This window comes from Klebsiella sp. F11, from assembly GCF_056712265.1.
Map to the genome: position 1 here is coordinate 2,315,537 of NZ_CM160060.1, position 12,943 is coordinate 2,328,479.

At 63.6% G+C, this 12,943-nt stretch carries 11 protein-coding genes and 1 pseudogene; 1 reads left to right on the plus strand and 11 read right to left on the minus strand.

From position 1 onward, the window contains the following. Positions 1-50: 50 nt before the first annotated feature. A pseudogene (locus AC1M2H_RS11460) lies at positions 51-1,718 on the minus strand (potassium/proton antiporter); the annotation flags it as partial. A gap of 92 nt (positions 1,719-1,810) precedes the next feature. Further along, positions 1,811-2,725, minus strand: coding sequence for a muramoyltetrapeptide carboxypeptidase (gene ldcA / locus AC1M2H_RS11465; RefSeq protein WP_480151433.1), 915 nt, complete (start codon positions 2,723-2,725; stop codon positions 1,811-1,813). A 95-nt stretch (positions 2,726-2,820) separates the two neighbouring features. Between ldcA and emtA the strand changes: the two genes are divergently transcribed. After that, positions 2,821-3,432 carry a membrane-bound lytic murein transglycosylase EmtA gene (emtA, locus tag AC1M2H_RS11470; RefSeq protein ID WP_480151434.1) on the plus strand — a complete coding sequence of 204 codons (612 nt, stop codon included), beginning with the start codon at positions 2,821-2,823 and terminating at the stop codon, positions 3,430-3,432. Positions 3,433-3,496: 64 nt separating this feature from the next. Here emtA and AC1M2H_RS11475 read toward each other — a convergent pair whose 3' ends face one another. The 9 genes from AC1M2H_RS11475 to AC1M2H_RS11515 all read right to left on the minus strand — a co-directional run bounded on the left by AC1M2H_RS11475 (position 3,497) and on the right by AC1M2H_RS11515 (position 12,917). Continuing rightward, positions 3,497-3,679, minus strand: a complete 183-nt coding sequence (locus AC1M2H_RS11475; protein ID WP_480151435.1) for a hypothetical protein — start codon at positions 3,677-3,679, stop codon at positions 3,497-3,499. A gap of 94 nt (positions 3,680-3,773) precedes the next feature. Continuing rightward, the gene (locus AC1M2H_RS11480) at positions 3,774-4,418 is read right to left on the minus strand and encodes an MOSC domain-containing protein (RefSeq protein WP_480151436.1); all 645 of its coding nucleotides are present in this window, start codon (positions 4,416-4,418) and stop codon (positions 3,774-3,776) included. Between the two features lie 37 nt (positions 4,419-4,455). Continuing rightward, positions 4,456-6,426: a TonB-dependent receptor plug domain-containing protein gene (locus AC1M2H_RS11485; protein ID WP_480151437.1), complete on the minus strand. Its 1,971-nt coding sequence runs from the start codon at positions 6,424-6,426 to the stop codon at positions 4,456-4,458. Between the two features lie 25 nt (positions 6,427-6,451). Then, complete coding sequence (gene modD, locus AC1M2H_RS11490) at positions 6,452-7,306, minus strand: ModD protein (protein ID WP_480151438.1); 855 nt, start codon at positions 7,304-7,306, stop codon at positions 6,452-6,454. Continuing rightward, positions 7,303-8,106, minus strand: a complete 804-nt coding sequence (locus AC1M2H_RS11495) for a class I SAM-dependent methyltransferase (protein WP_480151913.1) — start codon at positions 8,104-8,106, stop codon at positions 7,303-7,305. Before AC1M2H_RS11495 ends, modD begins: the two co-directional genes overlap by 4 nt. A 2-nt stretch (positions 8,107-8,108) precedes the next feature. Next, positions 8,109-8,873, minus strand: a complete 765-nt coding sequence (locus AC1M2H_RS11500) for an ABC transporter ATP-binding protein (protein WP_480151439.1) — start codon at positions 8,871-8,873, stop codon at positions 8,109-8,111. Beyond that, positions 8,870-9,862, minus strand: a complete 993-nt coding sequence (locus AC1M2H_RS11505) for a FecCD family ABC transporter permease (RefSeq protein ID WP_480151440.1) — start codon at positions 9,860-9,862, stop codon at positions 8,870-8,872. The genes AC1M2H_RS11500 and AC1M2H_RS11505 overlap by 4 nt, the downstream gene beginning before the upstream one ends. Beyond that, positions 9,859-10,884, minus strand: coding sequence for an ABC transporter substrate-binding protein (locus AC1M2H_RS11510; RefSeq protein ID WP_480151441.1), 1,026 nt, complete (start codon positions 10,882-10,884; stop codon positions 9,859-9,861). Before AC1M2H_RS11510 ends, AC1M2H_RS11505 begins: the two co-directional genes overlap by 4 nt. 212 nt (positions 10,885-11,096) lie before the next feature. Continuing rightward, positions 11,097-12,917 carry an alpha,alpha-trehalase gene (locus tag AC1M2H_RS11515; RefSeq protein WP_480151442.1) on the minus strand — a complete coding sequence of 607 codons (1,821 nt, stop codon included), beginning with the start codon at positions 12,915-12,917 and terminating at the stop codon, positions 11,097-11,099. Positions 12,918-12,943: the final 26 nt, after the last annotated feature.

A 12,943-nucleotide genomic window follows, 5' to 3' on the forward strand; every position in this document is an offset into this window, starting at 1 on the left:
TCCGCCACGCGCACCCCGACCTTCAGAACGTGGTCCTCTTCTTTTTCCGCAACGGTCCATATCATACCGGCAAACTCGACGTAGTCGCCCACTACCGGCGCCGCCCCGAGCTGGTGCTGCACCACGTCGCCCAGCGACTGCTGACGATCGCGATACTCTTCCCCGCCCTCGAGGCCGTAAATTTGCGCGATGTCGGCAAACTTAGCGCTGGCGTCAAGAATAAAGTCGCCGAAGAAGCGCTGATCGAGCGCCACCGGCGGCGACTGGCTGAACATTTTACCCAGCGCCGGCAGGTCGCGCTCGCGGCCGATAACGCAGAGGATATCGCCCTCCAGCAGGCGGGTGCTGCCGGTGGGGTGCAGCAGCGCGTTATCGCGAAACAGGGCGGCAATGCGCGTTTCCGGCGGCATATGTAGATCGCGCAGCGCCGCGCCGACGCACCATTTGTCCGCGCTAAGCTGATAGACGAACTGCTCCCACGGATTCTCCGGATGAATATCCAGCCCGACCCGGGAAATGGGCCAGCCCACCGGCGGGACCACCACTTTGGCCTTTTTCGCCGCCCACGACAGGGAGGTGCCCTGCAGCAGCAGCGAGACCAGCACCACGAAGAAGGCGACGTTGAAGAACAGACGCGCGTTCTCAAGGCCGGCCATCATCGGGAATACGGCGAGAATAATCGGCACCGCGCCGCGTAGTCCCACCCAGCTGATGAAGATCCGCTCGCGCAGGTTAAACCCGCGAAACGGCAGCAGGCCGGCGAAGACCGACAGCGGGCGAGCCACAAAAATCATCCACATGGACAGCAGCAGCGCCGGGATGGCGATCGCCCATAGATCCGACGGCGTCACCAGCAGGCCGAGCACCAGGAACATGGCGATTTGCGCCAGCCACGCCAGGCCGTCGAAGTTTTGCAGAATACCGTGACGGTTGCGGATCGGCCGGTTGCCGAGCAGAAAGCCGCACAGATAAACCGCCAGAATGCCGCTGCCGTCCAGCGAGGTGGTGACGGCGAAAATCATAATCCCGCCGCTCAGCGCCAGCAGCGGATAGAGGCCGGCGGGCAGCACGATGCGGTTAATCATCTGCAGCAGCAGATAGCCGCCGCCGAGGCCGATGGCAATGCCCAGGCCGAACTGCTGGATGATGTGCACGGCAAACAGCCAGCTCAGGCCGGATTCGTGCTGCTGAATCATCTCGATAAGGGTGATGGTCAGAAAGACCGCCATCGGATCGTTGCTGCCGGATTCAATCTCCAGCGTCGAGCCGACGCGCTCGTTGAGCCCCTTGCCGCCGAGCAGGGAGAACACCGCCGCGGCGTCGGTTGAGCCGACAATCGCGCCGATCAGCAGCCCTTCAATCAGGTTGAGGTGAAACAGCCACGCCGCCATCAGCCCGGTCAGGCAGGAGGTGATCAGCACCCCGACGGTGGCCAGCGAAAGCGCCGGCCACAGCGCCACGCGAAAGGAGCTGGCCTGGGTGCGCATCCCGCCGTCCAGCAGGATCACCGCCAGCGCCAGGTTACTCACCATATAGGCGAAAGGGTAGTTGTCAAAAGGGATGCCGCCGATACCGTCAACGCCCGCCAGCATGCCGATCGCCAGGAAGATGACCAGAATCGGAATGCCGAGACGTGAGGAAAAAGAACTCAATAAAATACTACAGGTTACTAATACAGAACCCAGAATAAACAGACTAATAACTGCCCCGGCATCCAATGTTCATGCACTCCTTACGCGTATGAAGATTTTGAGAAATTTACATCATATTAACCATCTGCGGGGGGTCCGGAAATGTGTCACGGAAAATTTTATTCCGTCAGCACCGGATGGCCGCTCAGCGTTAGGGTTGTGGTGGCCGCATTGTTCACCAGCAGCGCCTTCGCGCCAAGCGGCAGGGTGACGGTACGCTGCTCGTGGCCGAAATCCAGACCGTCGATCAGCGGAATGGTGAGCTGCGCGCGCAGGTACGCGTAGACCGCCGCTAAATCGTACCCGGCGTCGTAATCGTTGGGCGCGGCCCCGCTGAAGCTGCCGAGGATAATCGCCCGCTGGCGCGCAAGAATGCCGCTATGCAGCAGCTGCAGCAGCATGCGCTCGACGCGGAACGGATGCTCGTTGATATCTTCCAGCACCAGTATGCCGTCGGTAATCTGCGGCAGCCACGGCGTGCCGATAAGCGAGGTGAGCATCGCCAGGTTGCCGCCCCATAGCGTGCCCTGGGCGCGGCATTCCGGGCCGTCGCCGTCCCATTCGAGGGTAAACTGTGGGCTGCTCAGCGCCTGCCAGAAGTGAAATTCCGTGAACGGGTCCAGCGTTTCTGCACCAAAGTTACCGGCCAGCATCGGCCCGCTGAAGGTGATTATGCTACCCTTTGCCAGCAGACCCAGCTGGATCGCCGTGAAATCGCTGTGGCCGCAGATCAGCAGCGGGTCGTGCCGCTGGCGCGCGGCTAAGCCCTGCCAGTCGACGTGCGGCAGCAGGCGGCTGGCGCCGTAGCCGCCGCGCACCGGCATCACGATGCGGTTGGCGCCGCTGAGGGTCGCGAGCTCGTTGATATCGTTCAGGCGCTGTTGTTCAGTCCCGGCAAAGCGCTGCTCCCGGCGGGTAATCACCTGCTGGTGCATCACATGGTGTCCGGCCTCCTGCAGACGGCTAACGCCGCGGGCCGCCGCCTGCTGATTGGTGCAGTAGCCTGAGGGGGCCACCAGATAAAACTGAGACATGACAATTCCTTGCTAAGAATGAAAGGGTTATCATGCCGCCTGGAGCGATTATTGTCATCTCCAGGCGGCAAACTTCAGCCAATAAGGATAGATGTGTGAAATTGAGATGGTGCGTTTTTTTATTTGTGTTCCTGGCCGGCTGTAGCTCAAAACACGATTACCGCAATCCGCCGTGGAACGCCGAGGTTCCGGTGAAACGGGCGATGCAGTGGATGCCGATCAGTGAAAAAGCCGGCGCGGCGTGGGGCGTTGACCCGCAGCTGGTGACGGCGATTATCGCCATTGAGTCCGGCGGTAATCCCTCGGTGGTGAGTAAATCCGGCGCGGTCGGACTGATGCAGCTGAAGCCCTCGACCTCCGGGCGCGATGTCTATCAGCGCATGGGCTGGCGCGGCGAACCGTCGATTAGCGAGCTGAAAAATCCTGAGCGCAATATTTCGATGGGCGCGGCCTACCTGAGCATTCTTGAGAACGGCCCGCTGGCCGGGATTAAGGACCCGCAGGTGATGCGCTACGCGGTGGTGGTCTCCTACGCCAACGGCGCCGGCGCGCTGCTGCGCACCTTCTCATCGAACCGGCAGGACGCGATTGACGAGATCAATGATATGGATGCCGACGACTTCTTCGAGCACGTCGCGAAAAAGCATCCGGCCCCGCAGGCGCCGCGCTATATCTGGAAGCTGCAGAAAGCGCTGGACGCGATGTAATCATCGCGGCGTTCCCCCGACTGGCGGAGGAACGCCGTCGGAGACACCGACTGGACGGTCGTAATCAGCGGTCGGTTTTGCTGGCCCCGGCGGAGGTCTTTGCTTGATAGCCCACGGTTGGCGCGCTGGCAGAGTCGACGGGCTGGGCGGTGATGACGACAGTCTCCTCCGCAAGACCGGCGAGAGGGAAAGCGCCGGCGAGGGTGCACAGTAAGGCGGAGCGTTTGCAGGTGACGCGAGCGATCATGGCATAATCACTGAAGTGACGCAGCCTGGTACTCCTGTACGCCGCCGCGCCGGGCTACCAGATTTAGTAGCCCGGCGCTAAGGAACTGCGGGGGCTAAGCGCGGCTTTGCAGACGCAGCAGCGCCAGCGCTCTCCAGCGGTCGGCAAGGAACGGCATGGCCGAGAGCGCCAGCAGCTCTTCAGACGTACCGCCGTCGCTAAAGACGATGGCCTGCACCCGGCTCAGCGGCCAGCCCTCCGCCGGCCGATCGAGCAGCACAAAGCCGTCGCCGCAGCCGGTCTCGCCGGGGGTGAGTACCCGGTAAAACCAGCCGTTGCGCGACTGCTGGTGCATCAGTTCCGGCGCATGAGGGGCCTGCAGCCGCGCGGCCATCGTCTGGCAGGCGACGCGTCCCCAGGAGATCTGGATTTCAGCGCCGCCGAGGCGGAAAACATCCCCCGGGCAGACGCAGGCTTCGGTCATTCCGCGGGTGGAAAAGTTCTCACCGAACAGGCCGGTATACAGCTGCTGGCCCCCCAGCGCCGGGTAGCGTTCCCGCCAGTAGTCGTAATGCTCCTGGGCGTAGTGCATCAAGGCGCAGTCGGGATCGGCAAAATGCTCCTCAATACCGTTTTCTGCCTGCAGACCGTGGGTGTTGAGAAACACGCGTCCGCTAAGCGCCGTTTTACACAGGGAACCGTCCGCCTGGCGCCGGTTGCCGAGAATGCTGCGCAGCATTACCGGAAAATTTGCGATCATGATGTTTTCCTTGTTCTCCGCCGCGGTGGAGAAGGTCTCAGAATTTATACTCCACGCCGGCCCAGAAGTTACGCCCTTCCTCGATAAATCCTTCGCCGTAGTAATACCGGGTATCGAAGAGGTTATTCACCGAGGCGTTGACGCTAAAACCGCGGCCGATGGCGTAATCCGCCCGCAGATGGGTGATGGCAAATCCCGGCGCCTTTTGCGAACCGTCGCTATTGCTGTAGCTGGAGGATCGCGCTTCCTCAGAGAGCGTGATTTGCAGCGGCTCGACGGGCTTGAGCGTTAGCCAGGCGGTCAGCGTCTGCACCGGCAGGTCGGTGACCTTGCCGGCCTCTTCGCGTTTGGCATCTGCATGAATCAGGCCGTAGCTCATCCCGACGTCGAGCAGGTCGAACGGCGAGCCTTTGATCCCCACATCCAGGCCGGTATAGTCAACCCGGCCGCTGTTTTGGTTCTGCACCGTATCAGCATCGATATTGATCGCCAGAATGGCGTCGCTGACCCGGTTATAGTAGGTGCTTATTTCGTAGGCCCAGCGCTCGTTGAGGTGTCCATTCCAGGTCAGGTCGACGCCGCGGGCACGCTCGGGCTTGAGCTGCGGATTAACCAGCGCAATCTGGTCTTTCGCCGGCTTCGAGGTGGTATAGCGCTCTTTGAGCGTCGGGAAACGGGTGCGGTCGGACCAGGAGAGCGACAGCGTGTCTTCGTTGCTAAAGTGGTAACGAGCCATCGTTTGCCAGTTAAAGGCGTTCTGCCGGTTGGCGTCGTAGCGGGTCACGCTGCCGTTCTTCTCGTGCTTCATTCCCTCAAGGCTGTTGCGCCAGTCGTAGCTCATCCCGGCGACGAGATCGAGATTATCCGCCGCCGCCCACTGGTATTCGCTGGCGAGGGACCAGGTGCGATCCTTATAGCGATCGTAGGGACCGTTGACGGCGCTCTTCTCGCGATGGACGTCATCTTTCCAGTTGACGGCAAAAGAGAGCTGGTCGTTCTGGCGGACGTCGGCGGCGAGCTGCAGCCCCGCGCCGGTGCTGTAGTCGCTATAGTGGCTGTAGCTGCCGTTCTTGCTGTGCAGGTCCGCCAGCGAGTTATACATCAGCAGGGTATTTTTGAAGGTGTCGTGATAGAGGCGGCTTTTCAGGGTGAGGCTGTCGCCGAGGTGCGTCGTTCCCTGATAGTAATAGCTCTCCTTATCGTACTCCGGCCACTGCCAGTAGCGGGATTTCTGGCTGCTGGTGCCGGCGTAAGGCGGGTTCTGCTTCTCGCCATCCTGCTTGATATAGGTCAGCGCGTACTCGTCGTTAGCGCGCGGCGTGAAGCCGAGCTTAATCATGCCGCGCTTATCATCGCTTGCCGAGTTCACCAGCTTGCCGTCTTCCCCGGCGACGGGGTTATTCGTGCCGTGAGGCAGGCCGAGGAAATCCTGCTTCAGGCGGCTGCCGCTGAGCTGGATGTAGCCCAGATCGCCGCTTGCCCCAAGGGAGGCATGGGTATCATAGGCGTTCGTTTCGCTGCGGCTCCAGCCTTGACGATAGCCGATGCTGGCTTCCAGCGGTTTAGTGGGGCGCGGGGTGGTGATATTGATCGCGCCGCCCATTTGGTTGGGGCCCTGCAGCAGGGAAGAGTAGCCTTTTGAGACCTCCACCGAGGCGATATCCGCAGTGAGAAACCGCCCCAGGTCGAGGTTGCCGTCGTAGGGGACGTAGATCGGTACGCCGTCAAAAAAGACCGGCACCTGACGGCCATCGAAGCCGCGGACCTTTACCTGCAGCTCGTTGCGGCTACCTGATTTTTGTAACACCACGCCGGGCACCGCCGAGAGCGCGTGCGCGACGTCCTGCTTATCCAGACGCCTGATGGTCTCCTGGCCGAGGATATTGGTGGTTGCGGCGGGAACGGGGCTTGACCAGACGGTCATTGACTCCTCCGCCGGCTCCGCCCAGGCGGCCTGACCTAAGCTAAGGCTAATTAAGGTGCAAAGATGACGTTTCCTGATTCTCATTTTTATTGTTCCCGTTTTCGTTTTTTTATTTTGAACCGTCCGGCTCCAGGCGCACCTGAATATCCGCCGGCGGCGCATACCACGGCGCCGAAGTAATAAACAGTTCAATCCCACAATCGAGGTAGTTGGTTAAGGTGGTTAAGGTAATTCCGCCCGTCAGCGCCAGCGTGCAGCGCGGGGCAATGCGCTGCGCCTGGTCGGCAACCTGGCGCGCCTGCGGCGGGGTGAATTTATCCAGCTGCAGGACGTCGGGTTCCGCCCGCAGCGAGGCCAGCGCTTCTTCGAGCGTGTCGGCCTCAACGGCAACCTTTTTCTCCGGCGCTGCCTGGCGCAGAAGCTGAACGGCGTGCCGCCAGTCGCCGTCGCCGGCGAGGAACCGGCGGTGGTTGGCGAACAGCAGCAGGGTTTCCGCGCAGCCGGCGCGGTGGATCAGCCCCCCGGCGGCGACGATGGCCTGGGTTCCGAGCAGCCGGGTGCCGGGAATGGCTTTGCGGGTGCAGGCGATATGGGCCGCCGGGAGGCGGGCGCGCAGCAGCGCCAGCATCTCCGCGACGTAGGCCGATACGCCGCAGCTCCACTCCAGCACGTTCTGCGCCGCCTTCCAGCCCTGATGCAGGGCTTCAGCGCTGCCGGTCGCGCGCAGCAGCGGCTCGCCCGGCGCCGCGCGGGCGCCGTCCTCCTTCAGCGCGGTGACGGATAATCCCAGGCTGCGCAGCATCTGTCCCGCCGGGGAGATGCCGCTGACGCAGCCGCCCTGGCGGTGGCTGAAGGTCATGACGCCGGGGCGGGCGCCGATTGCCAGCGCCCGGGTGGTCAGATCGCCGCCCTGAATATCTTCCATCAGCCACGCGTCGGTGAGCGCCTGGGGAAAATAAATCATACGTTTTCCCCACACTCCCAGGAGAGCAGCGCCCAGTCGCGGCTGGGCGGCGCGATGGCCTGCGGATCCTGCCGCTGGTACCAGTGGCGCAGCCGCGCGCGGTCCTCTTCGCTGAGGACGCCAAGGGTCCATTTAACGTTTTCTTCAAAACGCTCAAAGGTGGTGTTATCCCGCTGGCAGCTGGGGCCGCGGATAAAATCGACCCGCGCGTGAATGCCCATTTGATACAGCACGTTCAGCGCGTAGATGTAGTTCGGCAGTTCGACCACTTCGCGCCCCAGCGCGCGCTGGATGGCCGGCGGCATAAACGTTGGCTGGACGAGGTGGGTGGTATAGACGCGCAGCCGCGCCTGGCGGTTGAGCTTATCCATCGCCTGGCGCATATTGCCGACCAGCGTTGAGCGCGAGGCCACGGCAATATCGCAGCGCGGAATATCGTGCCACGACTCCTCCCACGCCCGGCAATGCCAGCGGGCGTTGGCGATGCGCATTTGCGCCGCGCGCTTTTCGGCGACCTCCAGCATGCCCCGGCTGTAATCCACCCCGTGCACCGTATCGAGCCTATCCGCCAGCGCCAGGGCGACGGTTCCCGGCCCGCAGCCCATATCAAACAGGCTTTGCGCATCGGTTAAGTCTATTTTCGCCAGCAGCTGCAGGAGGTAGTCATCCGTGGGCCGGGCGCAGCTGTCGGCCATTTTCTCCGCCCGCGCGTCCCAGTGGGCGGGGGATTTCTCGCTGCGGCCGGCGAGCCTCAACTGCTGTTGGTAAAGCTCGGCAAAATCAATGTTATCAATAAGCATCATTATTCCTGAAGGTTGGGGTGACCCAGATGGTGGCGGATTTGTGACGGCGTCACGCCGTACAGGGCGGCGAGATTGCCTGCGGCGAGCTGCGCGTCCGGCGTTCCCTGGGTGACGCCGCCGTTCGGCTCGACCGCGATCACGCTGTCGGCGACGGCGAGAGCGTGCAGCGGGTGGTGGGTGGCCATAAGCAGCGTCATCCCGGTGTGTCGCAGCTGGCGCAGGGTATCGAGCAGGCGGATCTGGTGGCCGAAGTCGAGGCTTGAGGCCGGCTCATCCAGCAGCAGCAGGCGCGGGCGCTGGACCAGCGCGCGGGCAATTAAGGTCAGCTGGCGTTCGCCGCCGCTCAGCGTGGCCCATTTCCGCTCGGCAAGATGCCCGATCCCCAGCGCCTCCAGCTGGGTCAGCGCGCTGCTGCGCTCGCTTCTGGCGGGCCGGGCAAAGGTGCCGAGGTATGGGCTGAGGCCCATCAGCACCATATCGAGGACGCTGAAGGCGAAGGCGCCGTCGTGCGCCTGCGGCACCCAGGCAATCGCCCGGGCGCGGTCCCGGGAGCTGAGCTGGCTTACCGGCAGGCCGTCAATCAGAATCTGGCCGGCTTGCAAAGGCAGGAGGCCGAGTATGCTGCGCATCAGGGTGGTTTTCCCGCTGCCGTTGGCGCCGAGCAGGCAGCACAGCGTGCCCGGCCGCAGCGAAAACGACACGTCGCGCAGCACGGCGCGTTGGCGATAGCCGATATCGGCGTGGCGAACCGTCAGCAGCGTCATGGGCGGCTCCTGCGCAGCAGCAGCGCCAGAAAGAAGGGCGCGCCGATGAAGGAGGTCAGGATCCCGAGCGGGATTTCGCTGGCGCTCAGCCCGCGCGCCAGGGTGTCGGTAAACAGCAGCAGCACGGCGCCAAGACCCATGGCGACGGGCAGAAGGCGCTGATGATTGCTGCCGGTGAGCAGGCGGCCGATATGGGGGACGATCAGCCCGACCCAGCCGATAATGCCGGCAATAGCGACCGCGCTGGCGGTGGCGAGGGTCGCGCAAACCACCACAATTAGCCGCAGGCGGGCGACGTTGATCCCCAGCGATTGCGCTTCATCATCGGACAGGGTCAGCAGATTGATGCGCCAGCGCAGCAGCCACAGCGGCAGGCACCCGGCGAGCATCAGCGGAGCGGCGAGGGCCAGATCGCCGGGGGTAACGTCGGAGAGCCCACCCATCAGCCAGAAGGTAATCGAGGGCAGTTGGGTATAAGGGTCAGCGAGGATTTTGATCAGCGAAATCCCCGCCCCGCACAGCGTGCCGAGGCAGATCCCCACCAGCACCAGCGTCAGCGCCGGATCGTGGCGGACGATGGCGCGGGAGACGACGCCGACGCCGGCCACCACCAGCAGGCCGCCGCAAAAGGCAAACAGCTGAATATAAAGCGTCGACATTCCGCATACCAGCGCCAGGCAGGCGCCGAGACCGGCGCCGCCGGCGACGCCAAGGATATCCGGCGAGACCAGCGGGTTGCGAAACATTCCCTGGTAGGCGGCTCCCGCGGCGGAGAGCGATGCGCCGATGGCCAGCGCGGCGCCGATGCGCGGCAGGCGTATTTGCCAGAAGACGATGCCGGCCTGCGGCGGAAGGGAGGCGCTGTGCGGATCGAACAGCAAATCCAGCAGCCGCCCGAGGGTCAGGTTCCACGGGCCGGTTAGCAGGGCTGCCGAGAGGACCAGCAGGGCGGCAAGCAGCAGGGCGGCGCTCAGGGTTGCAGGCTTCATGGGCGCGTCATCAGCCTCGTATAGCGGTCGGGGGCTAACGCCGCGTGCCAGAACAGCGCGCTGTAGCGGGTCAGATCCCGCTGCAGCGTGGCGCGGATTCGCGGATCGAGCCAGGCGTGCAGGCGACGCATCCCGGCGAGGCGGTTGATCCCCGGCGGCGCGTCCAGCCAGCCAAACGGCAGGCCGTCGAGCAGCAGAACCCGCCCGTTCGCCACGGCGGCAACCCCCTGCCAGGCGGGGTCCTGTAAAATCGCGTTTCGCGTCGTGGCCTGCTGGGTGAGGATGATGTCCGGCTGCCACTCCAGCAGGTTTTCCAGCGAGACCTGGGCCAGCCCGCTGCGCCCGCTCACCCGGGCGACGTTGTCTAATCCCAGCAGCTCCGCCGCTTCAGTGTGCAGCGAGCCGGCGAGGCCCGTTTCCAGCCCTCTGGCGCCCCGCGCGGCGTAAAACCGCGTGCGCGCCCCGGCGCCGGAGGAGAAGGCCAGCGCCTCGGCGATAAAGGTTTGAGCCAGCGCCGCCTGCCGGCGGGTGCGTTCAACGCTGCCGACGATGTCGCCGATCGTTAGCAGCTGCTGCGCCGAGGAGGCCAGGGTGCCGGTAATCAGCACCCACGGAATATGGCTGCGGGCGTGGACCCGGCGCGCCTGCGAGATCCAGGTGTCGTCCGCATTCCCGCAGTCCACCACCAGATCGGGATCCAGCGCCAGCAGCCCCTCCAGCGACAGGGTGCTGGCGCGTCCGGCGAGGCGGCCCGTTTTCGGCAGCCGGGCGATGCGCTCGGGCAGCGGCGCGTCCGGGAAGCGGGCAAAATCAAACGAGGAAAATCCCAGCAGCTTTTCCGGCGCGGCGGCGAGCAGCAGCATGTCGGCGGGCCCGCCCGCGCTGACGATTCGCCGGATAGCGGCGGGCGCAGGGCGTTCGCCAATGCTCAGAGCCAAAGACGTGGCGGCGCGACTCTGCTGGCCGGGAAAGCACAGCATGAGGCCTAAAGCCTGCAGGAACGTACGGCGCGAAAAAGGCATATGTTTCGATCCTGAAACAAAGTGATGAAGAAATCGCTATATATTTACATATATAACGTTGATGAAATTGCCGGAGATCAAAAATCGACAGATTAGTTCCCGGCTTACCCCGTAAGGGTGAGGTGGCGTCGGAGAGTCATTGTGCCGGTTATTGAGGAAGGAAAACGCCCGGCGTGGCTGAGCCGCCGGGCGTAGGCAGGGGCGGTGAGCGGTTAATGCGCGGCGGCGGGCGCCGCGTTATCCGTGCCGCCGGTACTATCATTTGCCGCCGGCTTAGCGGCAGGCGCCACGTTATCCGTGTCGCCGGTACTATCATTTGCCGCCGGCTTAGCGGCTGGCGCCGCGTTATCCGTGCCGCCAGTCCTGTCGTTCGCCGCCGGGCGCGCGGCCGGGAGCGAATCGCAGGGTTTCTCTTTCGGGCACAGCAAATCAAGCATTTTCAGGGTCACGCCGTTGGTCCAGCCGAAGCCGTCCTGCAGCGGGTACTCGCCGCCGCCGCCGCCGGTGCCGGTTGAGCTGACGTCATACTTTTCCACCAGCTTCTGCTGGCTGTCATAGGTGTGCTGGACGTTGCTGAGGAAGCGCCAGCTCACCTCCATCGCGATTTTCTGCTGGCCGTAGTTCTGCAGCCCTTCGGCGGCTACCCACTGCAGCGGCGCCCAGCCGTTCGGCGCATCCCACTGCTGGCCGCTGTTGACGGTGGTGGTGGTTAAACCGCCCGGTTTCAGCAGGCGAGACTGCGTCGCGGCGGCAACTTTAGCCGCCCGTTCGCTGGAGGCGGCGTTGACGTACAGCGGGAACAGGGCCGCGGCGGTGAGCTGATTGCGCACCTTGTGGCTTTTGAGATCGTAATCGGCGTACCAGCCCTCTTTATCATTCCACAGGTATTTCTCCAGCGCCTTCTGGCGGGCGTTAGCCAGCGCGTCGTACTGCGCCGCCTTCGCGCTATCGCCGGCGGCCTTGCTGGCGCGGGCGAGGGTTTTCTCCATGCGGAACATCAGCGAGTTAAGATCGACCGGAATGATGCTGGTGGTGCGAATGGTGCCCAGCTGCTGCGGGTTATCCATCCAGCGGGAGCTGAAGTCCCAGCCGGAGGCCGCGGCGGAGCGCAGATCGCGGTAGATCTCGGTCGCCGGACGGTTGGGGTTGTTTTTGGCGGTGGTCACATCATCGAGCCAGGACTCCGGTCGCGGCGTGTCGCTGTCGTCCCAGTAGCGGTTCAGCAGCGCGCCGTCCTCCATGCGCACCGCACGCTTGTTGGCTTTACCCGGCGACAGCGCGTCGGCGCCCTCCATCCAGTATTGGTACTCTTTTTCCATCTGCGGCAGCCAGGCTTTCAGCGCCTGGTCGCCGTCGTGGGTCGCCAGCAGCTCCACCATAAACGGGAAGAACGGCGGCTGCGAGCGGCTCAGATAGTAGCTGCGGTTGCCGTTGGGGATATGTCCCCAGGTGTCGATTTCATGGCCGAAGTTGGCCACCATATCGGCCACTTTGTCCCAGTGCCCGCTCTCGGCGAGGCCCAGCATGGTGAAGTAGCTATCCCAGTAGTAAACCTCGCGAAAACGGCCGCCCGGGACGACGTAAGGCTTCGGCAGCGGCAGCAGCGAATCCCACTTCTCGACCTCGACGGTGCTGCGGGTCAGTACCGGCCACAGGCCGTCGATATGCTGGCGCAGGGTCTGGCCCTTGGGCGGCACGTACGCGTCGTTATCTTTCGGTAGCGCGAAGTTGAGCTCGACGAAGTGGCGCAGGTCGAAGCTGGCCTGATTTTTCTGCATCCGATAATCGGCGAGGATCATCAGCGGATCGCCGTTCGGCACCGCGTCGGCGAAGGTTTTCTGGTCGGGGAAGAGTTTGGCGCTTTGCACATCGTTGAACAGCGGGCCTAACAGAATATCCGGCGACTGCGGCGGGGCGGGTTTTGTCTCATCGGCCTGGGCCGCCAGCGCCGACAGCGCGAAGAAGGCGCCTCCCAGCGCCAGACGCAACGCGTAGGGCAGCGCTGCCGGGCGACGTGAAACGGATCTCGTCATGGGTGTTCTCCTTATCATTACAGACG

What these genes read in the sequence shown, in the direction of transcription:
- ldcA (WP_480151433.1), bottom strand. Translation starts at nt 2,725, where the DNA reads ATGTCTCAGTTTTATCTGGTGGCCCCCTCAGGCTACTGCACCAATCAG.
- AC1M2H_RS11475 (WP_480151435.1), bottom strand. Translation starts at nt 3,679, where the DNA reads ATGATCGCTCGCGTCACCTGCAAACGCTCCGCCTTACTGTGCACCCTC.
- AC1M2H_RS11480 (WP_480151436.1), bottom strand. Translation starts at nt 4,418, where the DNA reads ATGATCGCAAATTTTCCGGTAATGCTGCGCAGCATTCTCGGCAACCGG.
- AC1M2H_RS11485 (WP_480151437.1), bottom strand. Translation starts at nt 6,426, where the DNA reads ATGAGAATCAGGAAACGTCATCTTTGCACCTTAATTAGCCTTAGCTTA.
- modD (WP_480151438.1), bottom strand. Translation starts at nt 7,306, where the DNA reads ATGATTTATTTTCCCCAGGCGCTCACCGACGCGTGGCTGATGGAAGAT.
- AC1M2H_RS11495 (WP_480151913.1), bottom strand. Translation starts at nt 8,106, where the DNA reads ATGCTTATTGATAACATTGATTTTGCCGAGCTTTACCAACAGCAGTTG.
- AC1M2H_RS11500 (WP_480151439.1), bottom strand. Translation starts at nt 8,873, where the DNA reads ATGACGCTGCTGACGGTTCGCCACGCCGATATCGGCTATCGCCAACGC.
- AC1M2H_RS11505 (WP_480151440.1), bottom strand. Translation starts at nt 9,862, where the DNA reads ATGAAGCCTGCAACCCTGAGCGCCGCCCTGCTGCTTGCCGCCCTGCTG.
- AC1M2H_RS11510 (WP_480151441.1), bottom strand. Translation starts at nt 10,884, where the DNA reads ATGCCTTTTTCGCGCCGTACGTTCCTGCAGGCTTTAGGCCTCATGCTG.
- AC1M2H_RS11515 (WP_480151442.1), bottom strand. Translation starts at nt 12,917, where the DNA reads ATGACGAGATCCGTTTCACGTCGCCCGGCAGCGCTGCCCTACGCGTTG.